At 39.2% G+C, this 21,291-nt stretch carries 24 protein-coding genes; 5 read left to right on the plus strand and 19 right to left on the minus strand.

Going from position 1 to position 21,291, the window contains the following annotated elements:
• Positions 1-43: 43 nt before the first annotated feature.
• From FLK20_RS12460 to FLK20_RS12505, 10 genes are all read right to left on the minus strand, one after another.
• Complete coding sequence (locus tag FLK20_RS12460) at positions 44-1,405, minus strand: MmgE/PrpD family protein (RefSeq protein WP_152656905.1); 1,362 nt, start codon at positions 1,403-1,405, stop codon at positions 44-46.
• A complete protein-coding gene (locus FLK20_RS12465) occupies positions 1,398-2,540 on the minus strand; it encodes an amidohydrolase (RefSeq protein WP_152657049.1) in 1,143 nt (380 codons plus the stop codon). Before FLK20_RS12465 ends, FLK20_RS12460 begins: the two co-directional genes overlap by 8 nt.
• Complete coding sequence (locus FLK20_RS12470; RefSeq protein ID WP_152656906.1) at positions 2,533-3,282, minus strand: amino acid ABC transporter ATP-binding protein; 750 nt, start codon at positions 3,280-3,282, stop codon at positions 2,533-2,535. The genes FLK20_RS12465 and FLK20_RS12470 overlap by 8 nt, the downstream gene beginning before the upstream one ends.
• A 12-nt stretch (positions 3,283-3,294) precedes the next feature.
• On the minus strand, positions 3,295-3,972 hold the full coding sequence (locus FLK20_RS12475) for an amino acid ABC transporter permease (protein WP_370453192.1): 678 nt from the start codon (positions 3,970-3,972) through the stop codon (positions 3,295-3,297).
• 346 nt (positions 3,973-4,318) lie between these two features.
• Positions 4,319-5,110: a transporter substrate-binding domain-containing protein gene (locus FLK20_RS12480; protein WP_152656907.1), complete on the minus strand. Its 792-nt coding sequence runs from the start codon at positions 5,108-5,110 to the stop codon at positions 4,319-4,321.
• Positions 5,111-5,128: 18 nt separating this feature from the next.
• A complete protein-coding gene (locus FLK20_RS12485) occupies positions 5,129-5,641 on the minus strand; it encodes a GNAT family N-acetyltransferase (protein ID WP_152656908.1) in 513 nt (170 codons plus the stop codon).
• Complete coding sequence (purB, locus tag FLK20_RS12490; RefSeq protein WP_152656909.1) at positions 5,634-6,998, minus strand: adenylosuccinate lyase; 1,365 nt, start codon at positions 6,996-6,998, stop codon at positions 5,634-5,636. Before purB ends, FLK20_RS12485 begins: the two co-directional genes overlap by 8 nt.
• 479 nt (positions 6,999-7,477) lie before the next feature.
• Positions 7,478-7,993: a YwhD family protein gene (locus tag FLK20_RS12495; RefSeq protein ID WP_152656910.1), complete on the minus strand. Its 516-nt coding sequence runs from the start codon at positions 7,991-7,993 to the stop codon at positions 7,478-7,480.
• Positions 7,994-8,057: 64 nt separating this feature from the next.
• Positions 8,058-8,564, minus strand: a complete 507-nt coding sequence (locus tag FLK20_RS12500) for a YwgA family protein (RefSeq protein ID WP_152656911.1) — start codon at positions 8,562-8,564, stop codon at positions 8,058-8,060.
• Positions 8,565-8,570: 6 nt separating this feature from the next.
• Positions 8,571-9,872, minus strand: a complete 1,302-nt coding sequence (locus FLK20_RS12505) for an HD domain-containing protein (RefSeq protein ID WP_152656912.1) — start codon at positions 9,870-9,872, stop codon at positions 8,571-8,573.
• Between the two features lie 163 nt (positions 9,873-10,035).
• On the opposite strand from FLK20_RS12505, the gene FLK20_RS12510 reads away from it, so the two are divergent.
• The gene (locus FLK20_RS12510; protein WP_152656913.1) at positions 10,036-10,875 is read left to right on the plus strand and encodes a lipoate--protein ligase family protein; all 840 of its coding nucleotides are present in this window, start codon (positions 10,036-10,038) and stop codon (positions 10,873-10,875) included.
• A gap of 67 nt (positions 10,876-10,942) precedes the next feature.
• Here FLK20_RS12510 and pta read toward each other — a convergent pair whose 3' ends face one another.
• On the minus strand, positions 10,943-11,917 hold the full coding sequence (gene pta, locus FLK20_RS12515; RefSeq protein ID WP_152656914.1) for a phosphate acetyltransferase: 975 nt from the start codon (positions 11,915-11,917) through the stop codon (positions 10,943-10,945).
• Between the two features lie 374 nt (positions 11,918-12,291).
• Here pta and hemQ point away from each other — a divergent pair, with 374 nt between their 5' ends.
• From hemQ to gerQ, 3 genes are all read left to right on the plus strand, one after another.
• Positions 12,292-13,041 (plus strand): hydrogen peroxide-dependent heme synthase, encoded by a 750-nt coding sequence (hemQ, locus tag FLK20_RS12520; RefSeq protein WP_152656915.1) that lies wholly within the window; start codon positions 12,292-12,294, stop codon positions 13,039-13,041.
• 128 nt (positions 13,042-13,169) lie between these two features.
• Positions 13,170-13,595 carry a cell wall hydrolase gene (locus tag FLK20_RS12525; protein WP_152656916.1) on the plus strand — a complete coding sequence of 142 codons (426 nt, stop codon included), beginning with the start codon at positions 13,170-13,172 and terminating at the stop codon, positions 13,593-13,595.
• A gap of 55 nt (positions 13,596-13,650) precedes the next feature.
• Complete coding sequence (gerQ, locus tag FLK20_RS12530) at positions 13,651-14,079, plus strand: spore coat protein GerQ (protein ID WP_152656917.1); 429 nt, start codon at positions 13,651-13,653, stop codon at positions 14,077-14,079.
• A gap of 392 nt (positions 14,080-14,471) precedes the next feature.
• On the opposite strand, the gene FLK20_RS12540 is transcribed toward gerQ, so the two are convergent.
• The 6 genes from FLK20_RS12540 to FLK20_RS12560 all read right to left on the minus strand — a co-directional run bounded on the left by FLK20_RS12540 (position 14,472) and on the right by FLK20_RS12560 (position 17,397).
• Positions 14,472-14,843 carry a DUF423 domain-containing protein gene (locus tag FLK20_RS12540; RefSeq protein WP_152656919.1) on the minus strand — a complete coding sequence of 124 codons (372 nt, stop codon included), beginning with the start codon at positions 14,841-14,843 and terminating at the stop codon, positions 14,472-14,474.
• A 76-nt stretch (positions 14,844-14,919) separates the two neighbouring features.
• The gene (locus FLK20_RS12545) at positions 14,920-15,243 is read right to left on the minus strand and encodes a YwdI family protein (protein WP_152656920.1); all 324 of its coding nucleotides are present in this window, start codon (positions 15,241-15,243) and stop codon (positions 14,920-14,922) included.
• Between the two features lie 176 nt (positions 15,244-15,419).
• The gene (locus tag FLK20_RS21640; protein WP_194165614.1) at positions 15,420-15,575 is read right to left on the minus strand and encodes a hypothetical protein; all 156 of its coding nucleotides are present in this window, start codon (positions 15,573-15,575) and stop codon (positions 15,420-15,422) included.
• Positions 15,576-15,936: 361 nt separating this feature from the next.
• Positions 15,937-16,530 carry a lysophospholipid acyltransferase family protein gene (locus tag FLK20_RS12550; RefSeq protein ID WP_152656921.1) on the minus strand — a complete coding sequence of 198 codons (594 nt, stop codon included), beginning with the start codon at positions 16,528-16,530 and terminating at the stop codon, positions 15,937-15,939.
• A 102-nt stretch (positions 16,531-16,632) separates the two neighbouring features.
• Positions 16,633-16,968: a CHY zinc finger protein gene (locus FLK20_RS12555; RefSeq protein WP_152656922.1), complete on the minus strand. Its 336-nt coding sequence runs from the start codon at positions 16,966-16,968 to the stop codon at positions 16,633-16,635.
• A gap of 84 nt (positions 16,969-17,052) precedes the next feature.
• Entirely contained in the window at positions 17,053-17,397 is a 345-nt protein-coding gene (locus FLK20_RS12560) for a phasin family protein (protein ID WP_152656923.1), read from the minus strand.
• Between the two features lie 332 nt (positions 17,398-17,729).
• Between FLK20_RS12560 and FLK20_RS12565 the strand changes: the two genes are divergently transcribed.
• Complete coding sequence (locus FLK20_RS12565; protein WP_152656924.1) at positions 17,730-19,073, plus strand: YjiH family protein; 1,344 nt, start codon at positions 17,730-17,732, stop codon at positions 19,071-19,073.
• A gap of 460 nt (positions 19,074-19,533) precedes the next feature.
• On the opposite strand, the gene FLK20_RS12570 is transcribed toward FLK20_RS12565, so the two are convergent.
• Positions 19,534-20,544: an acyltransferase family protein gene (locus FLK20_RS12570; RefSeq protein WP_152656925.1), complete on the minus strand. Its 1,011-nt coding sequence runs from the start codon at positions 20,542-20,544 to the stop codon at positions 19,534-19,536.
• A gap of 205 nt (positions 20,545-20,749) precedes the next feature.
• Positions 20,750-21,199 (minus strand): OsmC family protein, encoded by a 450-nt coding sequence (locus FLK20_RS12575; RefSeq protein ID WP_152656926.1) that lies wholly within the window; start codon positions 21,197-21,199, stop codon positions 20,750-20,752.
• Between the last annotated feature and the right edge of the window lie 92 nt (positions 21,200-21,291).

Here is a 21,291-nt window from a genome sequence, read left to right on the forward strand (position 1 = left end):
TCTAAAAATGTTTTGACAGCTGTTCTTTTCCTGTTTATACTTCCTATGCTTCTGCTTCCAGCAGATTGATCAGCTTCTCTAATGTAACAGCTTTGCCTTGCTGAAAGATTTCTATCAGCGGAATAGCGTCTTGATGCAAGAGATTTTTTGCTTTTTCCAGCAAGTCTTCCCAATTTAACGGATTACCTGGCGAGCCGTGCGGAATATCACAGCGGGCTCGCTTTTTATCCCCATTAAGCATTGTCATTTCTACAATACTATATCTGTTTGCGGGATAACTTACGGATGCAAATTCAATATTCTCATCATAGACCCTTGTTGTTTTTTCCATTAGCTCTTTTATCTCCTCAGGAATCTCTTCCAATAAAAAAGCATCCATGGAGAGCTCCCTGCCAGTTAACAGCAAGGCAACACAATATTCTGCACTGAAGCGCCCCTGCTCTCCATTTATTGGATCTTTGTAAATAAGCGCGGCATCTCCGTTTTCTGGAAAATATAGTTGAATAGCTGCAATCTGTTTTGCATCAATCATATCATTTTCTATCAATTCTTTTACTGCATCAATGGAATGTGCATTCGCCGAGCAGCAAGGATACAGCTTAAACCAAAATCCCGGTTTATCGACAGCCCATTCCAAGCCCCAGCCATCCAGCAGACCTTCTAAGCTGCTATCTTCATTTCCAAACATCGATAACAGCCCATTATCATCTGCCAGCGTATTGGCATTACCAACCACATTATTTTTTACAAAATGCAAAATCTGCCAAGCTTTTTGCGCTGTCAATCCTGCATGTAATGGCTTGATAAGTGTTCCAAAATGACTTCTGGAACCGCTGATTTGCGAAACACATAAGTCAAGCGCCTGATTATATTCCTCTTCCTGGAATGTCATATAATAAGCTCCAGCTGCAACAGCTCCATACAGACCTGCTGTTGCTGTTGTATGAAATCCTTTTTCATAATGTACTTTCCCTAACGTTTTGGAAACACGTGTCATCACTTCCACACCAATTAAGTAGGCTTCAAAGAAACGGGCAGTATGTTGTTTTTGCTCCAATAATGCCATTAATAAGCTAAGAATAACAGCAGACGGATGTCCTCGAATATCAGAATGAACATCATCTAAATCTAAAGCATGCGCGGCATATCCATTCAAAAAACAAGCATCATAGGGATGGACTTTTTCACTTCTGCCAATAACCAGAGCAGTCCCGTCCGTCACACCCGGAAATAACCGTGCACTCCAGACATGGTGAAAATGTGTATCATACGCAACCGTTGTATAGCAGCAGACGAGATAATCCAATAAGCCTTTTTGTAAATTTTCTCTCGTATCCGCTTTTAAAGCTTCCCATTTTGGAGCGGAAAAAACCCTCTGAACGAGGGCATTTGTCATATTATTCATTTCTTAATACCTTCACAGCTAATGTGGCAAAAAAGGCCGCCGCTACTTCAATCGCATTCTCCTGCAAATCAAACTCTGGATGATGCCATTCCTTTGGACCATCTACTCCCACCCAAACAAAGAATCCCGGAATATAATTTTGATAGTAAGCAAAATCTTCTCCGCCAGAGCTTGGTATAGCATCGACAGCTTTATAGCCTGCTTCTGCCGCAGCTTCCCGCACCACTTGTTCATATCGGGAAGCATTATTCACTACAGGCAGGTAGCTTTCCCATTTGAAATCTACTTCGCCGCCATTTCCTTGAGCAGTTGTTTCTGCTAAATGCTGCATAAATTCAGGGATTGCCTGACGTGCTTCCGGCTGAAAGGTCCGGACTGTCCCTTGCAGTTTTACCTGATCCGGTATCACATTCCATGTATTGCCTCCATTAATACTCGTAATGCTAATCACCGCATTATGGAAAAGGTCTATTCTTCTGGCAATAATCGACTGTACATTCGTTACATACTGCGATGCAATCACAATTGGATCAATGGCATTATGCGGAATTCCTGCATGTCCGCCAACCCCTTTAAACGTAATTTCAAACTTATCTACACTAGCCATTAGCCCTTCTGATTTTACGCCAATTGTTCCTACTGGAAGATCAGGCTTATTATGCATGCCGAATATAGCATCAACACCTTCTAAGACACCTTGTTCTACGAAGTATTTTGCGCCTTGTGCGATTTCCTCTGCCGGTTGAAAAATAAAACGGACGGTCCCTTGTAATTGATGCTTTTGTTCATTCAACAAAATCGCTGCACCCAGAATAGAAACCATATGGAAATCATGTCCGCATGCATGCATTTTTCCATCCACTTTGGATTTGAAAGGCACATCTGTCTCTTCTTTAACCGGCAAAGCATCAATATCTGAGCGGATAGCAATCGTCGGACCATCGTGCTCCCCTTTTACTTCGGCAATTACACCTGTCTGTATATCAAAAGGAAGAATAGTAATCTCATTATCCTCCAGCCATTGTTTTAAATGAGATGTTGTATGAAACTCTTCAAACGCAAGCTCTGGATTCTGATGTAAGTATCTGCGTTTTTCAATTAAATCATTCACAAGTTCTTCCGTTACTTTAAACATCTTCTTCACCTGACCCTACTCTTCTTAGAAATTGTTTTGTTCTTGGTGACTGTGGATTATGGAAAATTTCTTTAGGTGTGTTTTCCTCTACAATATTTCCATCTGCCATAAAAATAACGCGATCCGCTACTTCCTCCGCAAATTGCATCTCATGTGTCACAATAATCATCGTTGAGTTCTGCTCTGCAATTTTTTTAATAACCTGAAGCACTTCAGAAACCCATTCCGGGTCGAGCGCAGATGTCGGTTCATCAAATAGAATTGCATACGGATTAACGGCAAGTGCACGTGCAATTCCTACACGCTGCTGCTGCCCCCCGGACAATGTTACTGGATATTGATGCACTTTATCTTCTAAACCAACTTGATTCAATATCTTCATTGCAATTTTCTCAGCTTCTGGCTTCTTTATTTTCTTCGCAATAATCAGTGCTTCTGTCACATTTTCCAATGCAGTCTTATTTTTAAACAGATTATAATGCTGAAAAACCATCGCTGTTTGTTGTCTTAATTGATAGATCTTCTTTGAGGACATCTTATGAACATCCAGCTGTTTATCACCAATAATCAGCTCCCCTTCATCGGGTTTCTCTAATAAATTCAAACAGCGCAGCAACGTTGATTTTCCCGATCCGGACGGTCCTATAATAGCCAGAACCTCTCCTTCTTTCACTTCCAGATTAATCCCATCTAATACGACATTATCTCCAAATCGCTTCTTTAAGTTTTTTACCGTAATCATTTTCGTAACCCCTTATGACTGATATGGCCGTTCGATCTTTTTTTCAATTGCCTGCTGAATAAATGTATAAATAATAATCATCGCCCAATATAAGAGCGCCAGTGCTAAATACGTCTCGAAAAAGCGCAGGGAGGAAGCGGCAAGTATTCTCCCTTGTGCGAACAGCTCCACAACCCCTAATGTAAATGCCAGAGATGTTTCTTTAATCAATCCAATAAACTGATTCCCTGTAGCTGGAATTGCATTTCTGATCGCCTGGGGCAAAATAACCCTGCGAAAAGCCTGGACCCTTGTCATTCCAACAGACAGGCAGGCTTCCATTTGACCTTTATCAACAGAGCCGAGTGCAGCACGAAATATCTCTGCTAAATATGCTGCCTGCTTCAAACTTAAGCCAAGAATAGCAGCAGCAATTGCTGTCATTCCACTTAAAGCAGGAAAGATTTGTGGCAATCCATAATAAATTAAAAAAAGCTGAACCAGCGATGGAATTGCCCTGAAAAAAGAAACATAGGTAAAAGCTAAGTGTGTAAGGACAGGTAAGCCGGAACGCAATACTAGGGCAATACCCATTCCCAGAACAACTGCAATCACCATAGTAACAATTGCTAAAAATAATGTTAGTGGTATAAACGGTAATAAGTCTGGAATTAAACTTATTAAATAACCAAAGTCTATATTCAAATCCATCTGTTATCCTCCAGTCAAACAGCCAAGAAAGTACTTGGTCTTAAAAATAGCTAAATTATTGCCGAGAAGATGCCGCTGCAACAAGCTTCAACGAAGGGAACAATCGAAGTTTCGGAAATTTACCTTCCAGTAAACTTACCGAAAAGCCTTGCGATTACTCGCCCCATCAAGATCGTTGGGGACTGCGATTACTCGCCCCATCAAGATCGTTGGGGACTGCGATTACTCGCCCCATCAAGATCGTTGGGGTCTGCGATTACTCGCCCCATCAAGATCGTTGGGACTGCGGTTACTCGCCCCATCAAAACCGTTGCTGCGGTAGTGTTTCTATGCCAGGCAAAGAAAGTTATTCTTGCACACTTATATCTTCTCCGGCAAAGTACTTCTCTGAGATTTCTCTTAATGTGCCGTCTTCACGCAGGTTTTCTATTTCTTCGTTAAATTCATCACGTAATGCTTCCCCTTCTTCATTTTGCTGAAATGGGAATGAAATATCTTCATATACAAATGGATCTCCAACAAATTTAAGTGGCAAATCACCTAATTCGATTTCCGCAATTAATGCGGATCTGGAGTTCACATATCCATCGACACGGTTATTAATAGCATCATTCATCGCACCATCACGTGTTTCATACGTTCTTGTTTCAATTTCCGGATCAAATTCTTCCAAATTTTTAATATTATTTGAACCTAATACACCAGAAACCGTTCTTCCTTTAAACTGTTCCAAGTCTGTAAAATCATTGTCCTCATGTGTCACAATTGTTGCACCTGCATAGGCATATGGCACCGAGAAATGATATGCTTCGGATCGTTCCTCTGTTACAGCCACAAAATTCGCAACCGTATCAATTCGTCCTGTTTCTAATTGACCCATAAGTCCCGAAAAATCCGTCGTTACCCATTCGACCTCATAGCCTAAATTTTCAGCAACCTTTTCTAATACTTCCACATCATATCCAACTAATTTCCCGTCTTCTTCATATCCATTGGGATAGCTTTGTGCGGTTGATCCTGCCCGCAATACTCTATTATCACCATTTGCTTCTTCTGTGGAACCGTCAGCCCCTCCTCCGCATGCAGCCAGAGCTGTCAATAAAACAATACTTCCTAAAAGTAATACTAACTTTTTCATTTTATATAACCTGCTTTCCTACCTTTGTTTATATTCTTTGCTTAGTAATAATTTTTCCAGATAAACAGTCTGATGACCCTTTCCTAAATCAGCTTCTCCCACCGGCTGATAACCACGCTTTATATACATATCTGCCAGCCAGGGATGCTCTTTTGCTGTTCCAAGACTGACCGATGGACAATGTAATTGATCAGCCAAATAATCTTGTTCTACAAAATCAAGTATTTTCGATGCATACCCTTTTCGTTTATATTGCGGATCCACTGCCACCCACCAAATATGCGGAATTTCATATGGTCCATGATGTGGACTCCAGGGCATGCGAATCGATGCAGTCGCCACGGTTATATCGCCATCTTTCATATAAAAACAAATATTTTCATTTATATTTTTCTTAACCAGCGCCTCATCCGCTGTTGCAGCAGCAAAATGGATGCCAAGCTCGCGAATCGATGCATAAGCTTTTAAAGTAAGCTCCAATATTTCTGATATATTATCCTCGGTAGCTTGATAGAATGTTAGATTACTCATTGAAAAAAGCTCCCTTTTTAAATTGCGCAATTACTTCTTCCACTTTTGCACTTGCCAGGCCTGTATATTGACTTGGGTCCAGTAGTTGTTCAATTTGTTCTTCCGATAATACGCTGCTTACTTCTTCGTTTTCTATCAGCGTTGTTTTAAACGGAATATTTTTCTCATAGGATTTCATTGCTAATTCGTATACCAGATGATGTGCTGTCTGCTTTCCAACTTTTTCTGATAAAGCAAACATAATTCGTTCTGATAACAACAGCCCGCCTTGCATATTCAGATTACGAAGCATGTTTTCCGGCTTCACAATTAATCCTTTTAATACGTTAATGGTTGTTTTTAACTGGGAAGATAAGTATAAACAAATTTCCGGCAAAGCTACCCATTCACTTCTCCAGCTCTTTGCATCCCGCTCATGATCCATAATTAAAGATTCATGGAGCAAGCTCACACTGTGCAATACAGGTTTTGTCAGGCTTGCAATCCCTTCAAACAAAGCCGGGTTCCGTTTATGCGGCATGGTTGTTGAACCTACATTTCCGGCTTGAAATGGCTCTTCCAGCTCGTCAATCTCTGTTCGCATTAAGTTATAAAATTCATTCCCCAGCTTACCTAGTGATCCGCTGACCAGTCCAAGAATAGAACCATATTCGGAAAGACGGTCGCGAGAGGAATGCCAGCAAATATCCGGTGTATTTAAGCCCAGCTTATCCAGCGCCCTTGCCTCCACTTCAGGTCCAATACTGCCAAGCGCTGCATATGTTCCGACTCCTCCTGCAAGAACGCCTGTAAATGTTCGTGATTCCACTTCCTGCAAACGCTGCAGGTGACGGTCAAATTCACTTAAGATTACTGCCAGCTTAAATCCAAACGTTGTAGGAAGTCCCTGCATGCCGTGTGTCCGTGCAGCCATTGGTGTATCTTTGTATTTATCCGAAAGCTTAATCAGTAATTGAGCTGTTTCTTTCATATCTCTATATAAAATCTGATGCGCCTCTTTTAATTGCAGAATGGTTCCTGTGTCTGTAATATCCTGTGTGGTAACACCAAAATGAACATACTCCCCATAGTCGCCAGACAGCTTTTGCAGGTGATTGACCGTAGCCATCAGTGAATGTTTTAACTTCACAGCCTCCTGGGCAATATCTTCTACATGAAAATGCTCTATTTTTGCAGCTTCCGCTATGGTTTTTCCTGCTTTATCAGGAATCACTCCAAGTTCACTTTGGGAAAGCGCAAGTGCAGCTTCTGCATCAAGAATTTTCTGTAATCTATTTTCATCATTCCATACTTGACGCATTTCGTCGGTACTAAAATTATTTTGAAGCATTCGTAAATCAATAACATGTGATCCCATTTATATTCTTAATCCTCTCTTTTCAAACTAACTTGATAATTCATATCATTTTAGTGTATTTTAAAGGAATATGACATCTATTTCAATACTTTTTGAAAATTAACCTGAATTATTTTGAATTTGTATGTATTTTATTGCTCATTTTGACCAGTTGGAAAAACTGCCGATTCGTTAAAGGATAAGTGAATCGGCAGTTTTTCTTATACTTGATGCTTTAACATTTTACTATGTCGAATAACTTCACAGGACTGGAGCCTGCTGCACTTACTCACTCTACTGAAAGACATGAGCTAGCATTATTATATTTTCCTGGTGAAAAACAGGACAAAAAAGCAGTCCGTATCGACAGAATCAATACGGACTGCTTTTTTGTCCTAGTAAACATGAGTTAGCCCATGTACTCATAGTTTACAAAGGATTTAAGAAAAGTACAAGAATTTCTAATTATGTTCATAATTCATTCACATTTTTGTCACAGTTCAGTTTCCGGTTCCTAATTGCTCTTTCAGCTCTGAAGATGAATTTTCCCACATTTCAGGCTTGAATTCTCTCAGGAAGTCACCTAATAATTTCTTGGAAGGCTCATCCATATGCTCCACAATAATCTGGCCTTTCAATGATTTTTCCATATGCTTCACATGCTCTGCCATGGATTTATAAGCTCGTTTAATTTCCCGGTTAACACGGATTTCACTGCCGGCAACACCAGCATAGTAAGGGCCGTTTTCACCTTTTTCCACCGTTACCCAGACAATCCAATAAAGCTTTCCGCCCTGTACTTCATCACGGTCCCTTATCCATTTCACCCGGCGTTCTACAGCACTTCTTGCATGCATTGCATCCATATCAACATATGCTTTACCTTCATTTGGATCTACAATAATTGATGACATATTTTCAAGGCTGATTGTTCCTGCTCCATAACCGCCATGACCGTCTGTAGAGTCATCTTTTATAATCGTAAATGTATTCTTCTTTTTATTTCCATCAGTCAATGTATTCCCCTCCCAGCTTTCATTCTGACCTTTGTCTTATTCTATCACGTTCTAAAAAGCTTTTTTAGTGAGAAGACCTATTCCGCAATTCATCAATAAATCGGAATGCTTCATCTATTTCCTCATCTGTATATTTCAGCTTTGCCTTTACGGTATACACCTTGTCAATTATTTCTTCTCTTGATAAATAAGAAAAATATAACACCGTAGAAACAAGCTCTAAAAAGCGGGCACTGCAGTCTTGTAAAATACGGATTCCATCTTCAATATCCGGCATATTTACTTCAAATTGATTTAGAAACGTGATGCCTTTTTCTGTGATGGCGTAGCGGTATTGATGATAATGACTTTTCTCTTCTTTTTTTTCAGTCAAAAAGTTTAGGTTACAAAGTTCCTCCACGCGTAAGGTTAATTCCTCTGAATATGGTCCATAAAAATGGAATTGGTATTTTTCTTCAAAAGGAACATGGCATTGCTGTAAAATATAAATCATTTTTTGTAATTTCTTTCTTCCAGGCACTTGCTGGGCTTTAGAGAAAAAATAGAGCAGTTTTGCATGGTTGTCTAGCACAAATGGTCATTCCTTCCCGTACAATATATCTAAAATTCTTTTCTTCAAATCCGGATCTTCTATTCGCTGAATACGATCCCTAGGAAAATACAGCTTATGATCGGTCCGTTTTTTACCTGAAATTGCCTCAACAATATCAGAGTGACGGGATAATTCCTTCAAACCGCCATCGGGCATCAAAAGATGTATCGGCAGGCGCTCTTCCTCTTCACCCGGACGATAAAAATCGTACGGCAAATCTGAGGAGGAATCCACTACTAAATAATAGTCCGGATTAATACCTGCTTCTTTAAACAGCTGATACAGCTCCATTCCCGCATTAATCTGCGGATCCGGATTGTATTCCACATACTTAAATAAATGGCGGTTAATAAACCGGCAGCTTAAATCAGCTAAAATATCATCCTTTTCTTCCTGCCATTGCTGAAAATAATAGTATACAATCATGTCATCCAGCTTTAAATAATCTGACAGCTTTACTTTCTCTTCAAAAAATGAAACAAAGTGTGTCGGCTCCAGCTGAAATTGATACGAATCATCTTCATATAGCATTTTTGCCCGCTGAAAGATTTTGGATAAAATAACCTCTGCACTTCGTGTGACAGGATGAAAATAAACCTGCCAGTACATTTGATAACGGCTCATAATATAGTCCTCCACCGCATGCATACCGGTTGATTTAATCACAACCTGATCATCCATCGGCCGCATAACACGTAAAATACGCTCCATATCAAAATGACCGTAGCTTACTCCGGTAAAATAAGCATCACGCTGCAGATAGTCCATTCGGTCCGCATCAATTTGACTGGATATCAGACTGACAACAAGCTTGTCCGAATACGTTTTGGCAATCACATCCGCTACCTTCTCAGGAAAATCGGCAGAGACTTTCTTCAAAATCTGATTTACCTTCGTATCCCCCAGGATAATTTTTTGTGTAAACTGCTCGTGATCCAGCTTAAATACTTTCTCAAACGAATGTGAGAATGGACCGTGTCCCAAATCATGCAATAATGCCGCACAAAGACACAGCAGCCGCTGTTCTCTATCCCATCTTGCGCGGTCTGCAAAATTATTTGTAATCCTTCTTACAATCTCATAAACTCCTAAGGAATGGTTAAAACGGCTATGTTCCGCACCATGAAAAGTCAGATTGGTCGTCCCCAGTTGCTTTATCCGGCGCAGTCTCTGAAATTCCGGTGTAGCAATCAAATCCCAAACGGCCCGGTCACGGACATGAATATATCGGTGAACCGGGTCTTTAAATACCTTCTCTTCTATTAATTGTTCATCTTTATATGCCATTTCTTTGTCTCCATCCGTACTTTCTGAAAAATTTCAGCATACTTTTCAGAAAAAAGGTTCCGTCTGTTTATTTTAATAAAGTGCTGTAAACTTCTTTTCCACATATGCTTTTAATATATTATAATATAGTTAATCAGCTGATGAAAGGTTTAGGATAAACACGATGAAAAATTGGAAAGAAATTATTCGCCATAAAACATTTCGTTATATAGACCATTCCACAGAGAATATGATTGCAGACAAGCCTAACACAGCCCTTGCATCCTTTGCTATTGATGATGCGCTGGCTATTTCTGTTATTGAAGCTGTCTCTCCTCCTGTAATCCGTTTATGGGTACACTCAGATACCATTGTTTTAGGCATCCCGGATTCGCGATTACCCCATATTGAAGCCGGAATGGCATTTCTTGCAGAAAAGAATTATCAGGGCATTGTCCGTAATTCCGGCGGGCTTGCCGTTGCTCTCGACGAAGGTGTTCTGAATATTTCCCTCATTATCCCTGGAGCAAATCATTTATCTATCTATGATTGCTATGAAGCAATGGTCCGTTTTGTTCAGGCAATGTTTGCAGATATAACGGATGCTATTGAAGCCTATGAAATTATCGGTTCCTACTGTCCTGGAGATTATGATTTAAGTATTAACAGAAAAAAGTTTGCAGGTATTTCACAGCGCCGCGTAAAAAGCGGTATTTCCGTACAAATTTATTTAGACATCGAAGGAAACAGTAAAGCACGTGCTTCTTTAATCCGGGAATTTTATCATATTGCGAAACATGACGAAGAGACAGCCTTCACCTATCCCGAGGTAAATCCTGATGTCATGGCTTCTCTCTCTGAATTATTAGGGATCTCGTTAACTGTTGAAGAGGTGAAGCAGCGTGTTATGGATACCTTAGAAGAATTAACAGAGGAAATCATTTCCATTCCGCTTCAGAATTCTGAGCAGGAAACTTTTGATAAACGTTATCAGCAAATGATAAAACGGAATGAAAATATATAAATGGCATAACACAGCATGAAAACAGCCTGACCAGATTAATGATGGTCAGGCTGTTTTTCATTATCGATTATTCTGCCACTGCTTGAGCTGCTGTAATAAGCGCAAGATTGTACACATCTTCCGTGCTGCAGCCTCTGGATAAATCATTTACCGGTTTGTTTAACCCTTGAAGAATCGGACCAACAGCTTCAAAGCCGCCTAAACGCTGTGCAATTTTATAGCCGATATTTCCAGCTTCCAGGCTTGGGAATACAAAGACGTTTGCATCTCCTTTAATGACAGAGTCAGGCGCTTTTTTCTCTGCAACACTTGGAACGAATGCAGCATCAAATTGAAATTCGCCGTCAATAACAAGAGAAGGATCTTTTTCTTTTGCAATGGTTAAAGCATCTGTCACCTTTTCTGTTTCTGGAGATTTTGCAGAGCCGGCAGTAGAAAAGCTGAGCATTGCAACACGCGGATCCACATCAAATAATGCACCTGTTTTAGCACTTTCTACAGCAATTTCCGCTAAGTCATTGCTGTCCGGAGCAATATTGATTGCACAATCAGCAAATACATATTTTTCTTCATCTCTTACCATAATGAACACGCCAGAGGTTTTCTTCACGCCTTCTTTTGTTTTAATAATTTGTAATGCCGGACGTACTGTATCTGCTGTGGAGTGAGCAGCACCACTTACAAGGCCATCTGCTTTATTCAAATAAATGAGCATCGTACCAAAATAATTCTCATCTAAAAGAATTTTCTTGGCATCCTCTTCTGTTGCCTTCCCTTTTCTTCGTTCTACAAAAGCATCCACCATGTCTTGGAAGCCTTCATAATTTGCAGGGTCAACAATTTCAAGTTCAGATACTTGTACACCAAGCTCTGCTGCTTTACTCTCTACCTCTTCTTTATTACCGATAACAACCGGTGTAAGAACAGCTTCTTCAGCCAGGCGGACTGCTGCTTTTAATACCCGTTCATCTAATCCTTCCGGAAATACGATACGTTTTCCATTCCCCTTTACTTTTTCTGTTAATTGTTCAAATAAACCCATGATTAAACCTCCTAAAATCGTTAGCACGTGAAAATGATAGTTGTGACTTTCGCTCGAAAAAAGCTTCCTTTTACCTTCAAATTCTCTTTAATGATATACCATTTAACCGCACAAATAAAGCCTTGGACCCTGTAAAATCAATGAAAAGGATTACATCTGTTTTTATTTTCATTGCAATATCCCCTCCTTTTGCCAGTAACGGAAAATGCAATTTTTTAGCCAAGCAGCTTCTCAGTACTTTCCAATTTTGACAAAGCCTTGACAATACTTGAAATGACATGATTTTGTACCCTTTTTATATGATTCCCGCCCTTTGGTTATGCTATAGTTAATATTGCATCAGTATTTAATTTATATGAAGGAGTGTATGAACGATGGCAGAAGCAGTAGTAACTGTAGATGGCTGGTCCGCATTACATGATACTCGTCATTTTGATTGGACATCTTGGAAATCAATTTCTGAAGACGAACGAAATAAAGCAATCAAAGAGTTTGAAGCACTGATCAAACAGTGGGAAACAGTAGAAGAAAATAAAGAAGGCAGTCATAGTATATTCAAAGTTGTCGGAAATAAAGCAGATCTAATGTTTATTTTTCTGCGTGAAACAATGGATGAACTGGAGGAAATTAAAACAGCTATCAATAAATCGGTATTAGGTGATTTCTTAATCCCTGCCTACTCATATGTATCTATCATCGAAATGACGATGCATGATCCAATGAAGGCTGGTAATGACCGTGAGCTTTCTCCATACGTCAAAGAACGCTTAAGACCAACTATGCCAAAATGGGAGCATGCATGCTTCTATCCAATGGCAAGACGCCGTGAGCCGGAAGCAAACTGGTTTACCATTGATAAAGAAGAACGGACAAGATTACTTTATGAGCACGGCATGACCGGACGTAAATACGCTGGTAAAGTGAAAGAAATCATTACCGGATCGATTGGACTTGACGAATGGGAGTGGGGCGTAACACTATTTGCACATGACCCGTTGCAATTTAAGAAAATCGTTTATGAAATGCGCTTTGACGAAGTAACAACAAAATATGCAGAGTTCGGTGATTTCATCATGGGTAATTATTTAGCACCTGATAAATTGGCTGATTATCTTGCATTATAATCATGGTTATTAAAAAGAGACTTGAGAGTCTCTTTTTTTTTCATGAAATTATCATGAAGAGACACTTTCCCACATACATATCATTAATGAGCTTACACTGAAGATTTTTCGAGAAATGAGGTCGGTCTATGGCAGTTGTTGCTCATAATGAAGCGGACGTTGATTTACTCGCCCGGCTAATGCGTGCTGAAGCAGAAGGAGACGGCGATCTCGGTATGCTGATGGTAGGTAATACAGGGGTCAACCGTGTACTTGCAGATTGTTTAGATTTCACAGATATCCGGACAATATCGAATATGGTTTTTCAAAGTCCCGGAGGATTTGAAGCAACGCAGAAAGGCTACTTTTATCAACGGGCAAGGGAATCAGAAAAGCGCCTTGCAAGAAGAGCGCTTCAAGGTGAAATGCAGCACCCCGCTTCTAATTCCCTTTGGTTTTTTATGCCTGAAGGCCCCTGCCCTGCACAGTGGTATGGGCAATGGAATACAGGAAGATACAAATCACATTGCTTTTTCGCTCCAGCTGAAAATGTATGTCCTGCCGTATATCGGTAGAAAAATGTTTATTTAATGTATAGCTTATTTCTTTATCGATAAGGAGAGTGAAATTATGAGTGATCAAATGAATCAAAATCAGCCAATGGCACATCATCCCGTTTCTTACGCTAACCCATACTATTATTATCCTTCAGCGGCCAGCAGCTTTTATCCAGCTTATTCCTATCGGCAGTTCGCACAGCCAAGTAACGGAAATGGCGGTCAATTACCTGTCCAGCAATCCTATATCGAGAACATTTTACGCTTGAACCGTGGAAAGCTAGGTACCTTTTATCTGACATTTGAAGGTCAGCAGCCAACGTCATTTCGCGGCTATATTGAGGAGGCTGGACGGGATCATATTTTAATTCGCGAGGAAGACTCCGAACGGCGTTTCTTATTATTAATGGTTTATTTAGATTATGTATTATTTGACGAGCGAATTAATTATTCTTATCCATTTGATAGTCAGGAGCAGTTATCCACCTACAACCCCAGATAAGCAATTTTCAGCACGGAATAAAGCGTAGACAGAAGTGATGTCTACGCTTTTCCATACTTCAACGAATAACTGTATGGTGAGGAGATTAAAAATGAGGCATCCTCTGGAAAAATTTATACGTATGGAAATGCTCTTAATCATAATCGGGTTATTTATTGGAATCGTTGCCTGGATATCAGGCTGGATGCTCTTTTTATTCTTTGCTTGCTACCTTTTTATATTTAGCCTGATTTGCAATGCTTTGGTTTTATTGCATACACGCAGAGCATCTGAGGCGTTGAAACAAGTTATCCGGGCCGCTTTATTGTTTTTATTCCTTACTTCGCTTTTCTTTTACCTTTAATAAAAAAACGTTTTAACCTTCAAAATACAAAAGGCTAAAACGTATCTTTTTACAATAATTTCATCGCACCAATACCTAACAATACCCATCCAGCTAAAAAGGATAATCCACCAAACGGGGTAATCATGGCAAGTGTTTTGACACCTGTTAGAGCATAGAGATATAAACTTCCTGAAAACAAAATAATGCCAGCTAAAAACAGCCAGCCGCTTGATGCAAAGAGATTACTTCCTTCAAACTTTCCTAAAAGCAGAGCTACTGCAACAATGGCTACTGTATGGAACATCTGATAATCTACTGCCTTCCCCCAATTTGTCAGGGCTCTTTCCGATAATCTTCCTTCCAGCCCATGTGCTCCAAATGCCCCCAGGGCGACTGCAAAAAATCCAAGGACAGCTCCAATTATTAAAAATAGTTTCATCTTTTCCAACTCCAATCCTTAACCCTTATATAAAATCATATTTAAAAACGGGTAAAATCTCCCTGACCATATATCCTTAAAATTCAAAAATAGAGTCTCCATTAGCATCTTCGTCATTTAGCTTTTTCTGCCCCGGATTAATTACTTTGACACTGGTCTGCTTGCCCAGCATCGCTTTCATCTCTGCTTCTGAAATACGCTCTTCTGTATCTTCTATATTCCCTTGCACCTGATTAGCGAAAGTTGTATTTATATCGGGACTTGCCGAGATAAACAGCTCACTTAATAAATGAATATTTTCCATATGTTTTTTTACTTGCTCTTGCTGATGGGCTTTTCTTTTGGCTTCTTCCAGCTCACGTATCATTTTATTGATGATGATCTCATTACTTACAGCCATGTAACCCCTCCTTTATATAACATTCCCTATGCATTATAGCATAGAAATCACTCCTATAAGAGGATGTTCATAAAGTAGGCAACAGTTTGGGACGGGACGATTTTGAACATCCTCTATAAACCAGTCGTAACAAGTGCATAAAAAAAGAGCTTTAGACGGTATCGTCTCGCTGCTCTTTAACGTAATATATACTTTTTACTTAGTTTTCTTCTAGATATTTCCTCCACCGTATAGCGCTCATACATCCATTTCAAAAGCGTAACCTCAGATTCTTCCAGTTCTCTTCCCAATTGTGTTGAAGTTTGATGATATAGATGAAAAAAGCTTTTCATTCTCGAAAACTCCCCCTATACTGTGTACTGAAACATAAAAATATTATAGCACTGTCTATTTTTATCTTCAATAGGAGAATTTTTCAATTTTCTGTTCAATAAAGAAAACAATCATTTAATTTATTACAGCAAATTTCACCACGATGAAATTTTTTCCCGACATAGATTTTCATCTATCTTGTTGGATAAGCTAAAGAAAACTTGGCAATCCTTGCCTGTAAGGGGCGGATTGCCTTAGTTAAGCTTTCATGTCACATTGTAGCAGACGTTGCTACCGGGACCTCGTGCCGTCGTACTTTATTCCTAAAAAGAGGATGTTCAAAAATACAAGGAAAATCCTTTTTTCTTATTCAGATATTGCTTATTTTTCTTCTATTGCTGACTGTAATGCATATAATTCCTCATTCATTACTTTCATCATCTCATCCATTGCCTCTTTTCGGGAAGTATTCTCCGGCAAATAGATAGGATCACCAAAGATAATTTTCGGCTTTTTAAACTTGAGGAGCTCCTTAAAATTATTAGGTCCTATATAAGCTGCCGGAACAATAGGCGCTTTGCTATAAGCAGCAATCGTAACAGCCCCTCTTTTTAATGGAACCTGATTGGTTGTTCTTGTGCCGCTAGGAAAAATACCAATAACCTTTTCTTCTTTTAACAGCTTACGAGGTACTTTAATCGTGCTGGGACCTGGATTATCTCTGTCAACAGGAAAGGCATTCAGGTTTTTCATCAGCCATCTTAAAGGACCAGATTGAAATAATTCCTTCTTTGCCATATAGTGAATTTTCGTGGGCAATAAGCTGACGCCCAGCCACAAAATATCAACCCACCCTGTATGTGTACATGCAATAATATATCCACCTGATTCTGGCAGTTTTTCTTTTTGAAATACTTTTACACGCCCAAATAAACTTAATATCACCTTTAATGCGTATGCAGCAAAATAATACATGTTGTTCTCTTCCTTTTCTCGTTTTTAGTACCTGATACTTATATAAGATACTAATAGAAACAACAGTAAATTACAAGGTGTTTATGAAAATAAAGTGAAATACTATGACCTTTTACAAACAGCTGCATAATCAAAATATAGGTGATAATGCTTTTGACAGCCTTCATTAAATGCTGATCTGCAATTCAGACACTGATCCGTATTCAAGTATTGATTAATGGTATGTTCTGTTTTGCAAACACCGCATAGAATTGCTAATTTATCAAATTCATCTTTTCCCCACACGGAGATTGGATGATCTTCACATTCCTCATGACACCGATAGCATGGATAATATTTATGACAGCATTTAAATTTAATCGCAATAATATCTTTTTGCGTTTTATAATGCTTACACCTTGTTTGGTTATCAATAACTGGTCCGTAAACTGTCACCATTTTTTTCATTCTCCTCTTGTTTTACTTCCTGCAAAAAAAGAGCAACACACCTTCATCCGATCGAAAGTATCTTGCTCTTAAATATTAGTCCTGATTTTCTTCTGCTGTTTCCTCTTCAGCTTCTGCCTCTAAGGAGACACCTAATTTCTCTTCCAATACAGTTATTCTCGCACGCAGCTCATCGATGTCATCTGTCGTTGCCAGCCCAGATTCTCTGGCCCAGTCTTTCTTTCTCTCTCTACTTTTCTCATCCCACTCATCTTTTTTACTGCTGCCTTTTTCAATAAAATTATCTAAAACAGTTTTTGCCTGCTCCTGTGTCAACTCATTCTTTTCCACTAATTCCTTCACTTTTTGTTCAAATTTCTCTTTTCCGCTTACTGCAGCACCCAGCCCCAGTAAAAATCCTTTACGTAAATATTCACTCATCATTTTTCCTCCTATAGTAAGTCTGTATGATGGTTCGTTTAAAATTGGATGAACCTCACCCTTGCAGCCTGTCATCCTTACAATACGTGAAACAGGATTATGCTATACATTTTTTGGGTAGAGAGAATAAAATAAAGCTTTCTACAATATTATTATATAAAATATCCTGCTGTCACGTAAATCATTTTGGCGCCAATTTTAACCGCTATATTTTTATATTCCCGCAAGATACTATAATTAATCATTATTTCTGGTTATCTATTGAATAAAATTCCATTTAATTGTATAATCATACAGTTGCATTTTTTAGTCTATGATTAGGAGGAAAATAAATGCGCCCTTATTCCTTAGGCAATATTATTAAATTTATTATCCCGTCTTTATTAGGTTTATTCCTGTTCTTATACCCATTACCAACAGAGGAAGGATTCACCATCCCAATTGCTTTTTTAGCAGGATTACTGCAAGATGCAATGGAAAGCAATCTATCTCTGATTATGATGCTGATTATTACATTGACTGCCATCTTTACCACTTTTGCCAGAATAGCTGATAAATCAGTCTTTGGCAGATTTCCTTTTCTGCATCAATTATTTTATACATCATGGTTTTGGACAATCACCCGTATTTTAGCAGCTGTTTTTGCAGTGATGGTTTATTTTCAAATTGGACCGGAATTTGTTTATAACGAAGAAACAGGCGGAATGCTGCTTGACAGCTTATTGCATACATTGTTTGTTGTCTTCCTGTTTGCGGGTCTCTTCTTACCTTTCTTAACAAACTTTGGTCTGCTGGAGTTTTTTGGGGGTATTATGAGAAATGTGATGCGCCCGCTATTCCGGCTGCCCGGCAGAGCTTCTGTTGATAGCTTAGCTTCCTGGGTTGGAGATGCTACTATTGGGGTACTGCTGACAAATAAGCAATATGAAGAAGGCTATTATACGAAACGGGAAGCAGCTATCATCAGTACCACCTTTTCCGTCGTTTCGATTACATTCACATTAGTTATTTTACAGCAAGTAAATTTAGAGCATATGTTTTTACCTTTTTACCTGACCATTCTTATCGCGGGAGGGGCTGCCGCTTTCATTATGCCGCGTATCCCTCCGCTTTCCAGAATGGCAGACACCTATGTTAATGGAGAGGAAAGAGCGGATGTTGAAGTCATCCCTGATTCTGAAAATGCATTAACCTATGGTTTTAAAAATGCCTTAAAACGTGCTGAAAAAGAAACCAGCTTCCGTACATTTTTTATAGATGGCGGAAAAAATATCCTTGATATGTGGTTCGCTGTAACACCTGTCGTCATGGGGTTTGGGACAACTGCTGTCATTATTGCAGAATACACACCTTTATTCCAATGGCTCGGGATGCCATTCGTCCCTATTTTAGAGCTGATGCAAATCCCGTTTGCCCAGGAAGCTTCTGAAACATTGCTAATTGGTTTCGCCGATATGTTCCTGCCAGCTATTTTAATTACTGGTGTAGAAGCAGAAATAACACGCTTTATTATTGCTGCTTTATCTGTGACACAGCTTATTTTCATGTCCGAGGTCGGCGGTCTGATTCTAGGTACGAAAATTCCGGTATCCTTCCGTCATTTAGTTATTATCTTTTTACTGCGTACTGTTATTACACTACCGATTATCACTATCATTGCCCATATATTATTTTAAAGAAAACCCGGCAATCCAAGCCTGAAGGGCGCAGGATTGCCTGAGTTGGAGACTGGGGCTGTGATTACTCGCTACATCGAAGTGCTTTTGCAATTACTCACCCCAAAGTAAAGCGTTGCACTTTAACCTTTTTCCTTAAATTCTTTATACTTTCTTACAGTAAAAAATGGCGGAGTCCCTTCTCAGGAGCTCCGCCATTTTTTATGGTCAGGAAATTATCAAATTGTTTGCGTTGAGATAACTATTTATAGAATAACAGCTACGTCCAGCGCCAAGCTCTAGAGATTTCACGTCACGCCCTACGATAAAGATGACTTAGTGATTGGCAAGCCAAGCAAGTGCAAACAGAGCTAAAGTTGGGACTGGGACTGCGATTACTCGCCCCACCGAAGAGCTTTTGCGATTACTCGCCCCATCAAAACCGCCGCACTTATGACTATGGTGAAAGTCTAAACATCTTTTAAGAAGATGTTCCTTTATGGTGATGATTAAATAAAGAAGGAACCTTTGCCAAACGCCCTTCAATTAATGGTTGTGATATGGTTAAAATCGGCTTACTGGATAATACAATGACAATCAGCGCTGACAGTCCGGCAATCCCGACTACATCAAACCAGTGGTTAACGGATAATAAATCAAATTGGCGCAGGAACTGCACAATAAAACCATGTAACAGATAAACATATAATGTTCTTGTGCCAAGCTTCGATATCCAACCCAGATTTCTTTTAGGAATCCAGGCTAATATACTGACTGTCATTACAGCTGCAACCACATAAACAAGAAGCCGCACAATGCCGCCAAAGCTCTCCACACCTAAATTACTGTAAGACTGTGAAGCGAGCAGCCAGCCAGTATCCACTGCGGGCAGTGTATACGCTAATGCAAACAAGGTTACCATCACAGCAATAGATGCCGCCTTTACTTTTCGCGTTTTCACCAGCATTATTTGATCTACGGTTAACCAGTAGCCAATTAAAAAGAATGGAAAGAATACAAATGTTCTCGATAAGCTGAAGGAATGTCCAATTTCTCCAAAATAACCTACAAAGACACCTATAAATATAGATAACGCAATACTCCAGCCTGCTGGTATTCTTTTAAATAATACGAGCAGAATATGCCAGCTGAACAAACTGAACAGAAACCATAATGACCATTGCGGATGGAAAACTCCTGTCTGCCAATCTGCTTTTCCTATAAAAAAATAATACATCGTATATAGTGTTTGAAAAATAAAATAAGGAATAATTAACTTTTTCATTAAGTTCCATATATATTTTTTGTTTCCAGAACCTTTTGCAAAAAAACCGGCTAATAAAATAAATGCCGGCATATGGAAGGTATATATCCACATGTAAATTGCTTCCGTCGGTTTCGAATCACTGATAAAAGGCTGAATCATATGACCGAAAACAACAAGAAAAATTAAAAATACTTTCGCATTATCAAAAAATGCATTTCGCTCCATAGCTCATCCCTCTTATACACTTTATTTAAAAGTCGCATATTCTACTTTACCTACTTATATTAAAAAAATCTCGCAAAAAACCGAATTTTTATCGTTTTGTAATCAATTTGTTAGTTAGCCGAAAAAATGTAATATAATTACTAAAAAGTCATATGAAAACAATTTAAGCTTAGACTCTCCTTGTTCATATGACTGCTATTCACTCTTATTCTGCTATTTGTAAAGCTGGTTCCAGTCCTAATTCAACATTTCCTCTGATTGCTTTTGAAATCATGCATGTTTTCTCTGCCTTTTCAATCAGCTTGCCGGTTAAACGAATTTGTTGATCTGTTGCCTCTTTTTTTAATACCACATTCGGACGATGGATGATTTTTTTGTATGTGAAAATTCCTTCCGTTACATCTACCATTCCTTCTGAGGTCATGCTTATCCTGGCAACTGGAAGCTCTGCACGTTCAAACATGGCTGCCAATGAAATAATATAGCATGTTGCAGCTGCTCCAAGCAGCATTTCATCCGGATTCGTACCAACCCCAGGTCCATCCATTTCCGGCGGGATCGATATTTTTGTTTGTAAATTTCCTGCACTTATATACCCTTCACTATTACGTCCGCCTGGCCATTCTGCTTCTAAATGAAAATGGTGTAATGCCACTCAAATCACTCCTTACCATATTCTTTTCTCATAATTATGACGTATAGAAAAGCATTTTACAAAAAATAGCATTATAAAGTCTTTCCATTAGA

It is taken from the genome of Oceanobacillus sp. CFH 90083, assembly GCF_009389585.1.
GTDB lineage: Bacteria > Bacillota > Bacilli > Bacillales > Amphibacillaceae > Oceanobacillus.

What these genes read in the sequence shown, in the direction of transcription:
- FLK20_RS12460 (WP_152656905.1), bottom strand. Translation starts at nt 1,405, where the DNA reads ATGAATAATATGACAAATGCCCTCGTTCAGAGGGTTTTTTCCGCTCCA.
- FLK20_RS12465 (WP_152657049.1), bottom strand. Translation starts at nt 2,540, where the DNA reads ATGTTTAAAGTAACGGAAGAACTTGTGAATGATTTAATTGAAAAACGC.
- FLK20_RS12470 (WP_152656906.1), bottom strand. Translation starts at nt 3,282, where the DNA reads ATGATTACGGTAAAAAACTTAAAGAAGCGATTTGGAGATAATGTCGTA.
- FLK20_RS12475 (WP_370453192.1), bottom strand. Translation starts at nt 3,972, where the DNA reads ATGGATTTGAATATAGACTTTGGTTATTTAATAAGTTTAATTCCAGAC.
- FLK20_RS12480 (WP_152656907.1), bottom strand. Translation starts at nt 5,110, where the DNA reads ATGAAAAAGTTAGTATTACTTTTAGGAAGTATTGTTTTATTGACAGCT.
- FLK20_RS12485 (WP_152656908.1), bottom strand. Translation starts at nt 5,641, where the DNA reads ATGAGTAATCTAACATTCTATCAAGCTACCGAGGATAATATATCAGAA.
- purB (WP_152656909.1), bottom strand. Translation starts at nt 6,998, where the DNA reads ATGGGATCACATGTTATTGATTTACGAATGCTTCAAAATAATTTTAGT.
- FLK20_RS12505 (WP_152656912.1), bottom strand. Translation starts at nt 9,872, where the DNA reads ATGGCATATAAAGATGAACAATTAATAGAAGAGAAGGTATTTAAAGAC.
- FLK20_RS12510 (WP_152656913.1), top strand. Translation starts at nt 10,036, where the DNA reads ATGAAAAATTGGAAAGAAATTATTCGCCATAAAACATTTCGTTATATA.
- pta (WP_152656914.1), bottom strand. Translation starts at nt 11,917, where the DNA reads ATGGGTTTATTTGAACAATTAACAGAAAAAGTAAAGGGGAATGGAAAA.
- hemQ (WP_152656915.1), top strand. Translation starts at nt 12,292, where the DNA reads ATGGCAGAAGCAGTAGTAACTGTAGATGGCTGGTCCGCATTACATGAT.
- FLK20_RS12525 (WP_152656916.1), top strand. Translation starts at nt 13,170, where the DNA reads ATGGCAGTTGTTGCTCATAATGAAGCGGACGTTGATTTACTCGCCCGG.
- gerQ (WP_152656917.1), top strand. Translation starts at nt 13,651, where the DNA reads ATGAGTGATCAAATGAATCAAAATCAGCCAATGGCACATCATCCCGTT.
- FLK20_RS12540 (WP_152656919.1), bottom strand. Translation starts at nt 14,843, where the DNA reads ATGAAACTATTTTTAATAATTGGAGCTGTCCTTGGATTTTTTGCAGTC.
- FLK20_RS12545 (WP_152656920.1), bottom strand. Translation starts at nt 15,243, where the DNA reads ATGGCTGTAAGTAATGAGATCATCATCAATAAAATGATACGTGAGCTG.
- FLK20_RS21640 (WP_194165614.1), bottom strand. Translation starts at nt 15,575, where the DNA reads ATGAAAAGCTTTTTTCATCTATATCATCAAACTTCAACACAATTGGGA.
- FLK20_RS12550 (WP_152656921.1), bottom strand. Translation starts at nt 16,530, where the DNA reads ATGTATTATTTTGCTGCATACGCATTAAAGGTGATATTAAGTTTATTT.
- FLK20_RS12555 (WP_152656922.1), bottom strand. Translation starts at nt 16,968, where the DNA reads ATGGTGACAGTTTACGGACCAGTTATTGATAACCAAACAAGGTGTAAG.
- FLK20_RS12560 (WP_152656923.1), bottom strand. Translation starts at nt 17,397, where the DNA reads ATGAGTGAATATTTACGTAAAGGATTTTTACTGGGGCTGGGTGCTGCA.
- FLK20_RS12565 (WP_152656924.1), top strand. Translation starts at nt 17,730, where the DNA reads ATGCGCCCTTATTCCTTAGGCAATATTATTAAATTTATTATCCCGTCT.
- FLK20_RS12570 (WP_152656925.1), bottom strand. Translation starts at nt 20,544, where the DNA reads ATGGAGCGAAATGCATTTTTTGATAATGCGAAAGTATTTTTAATTTTT.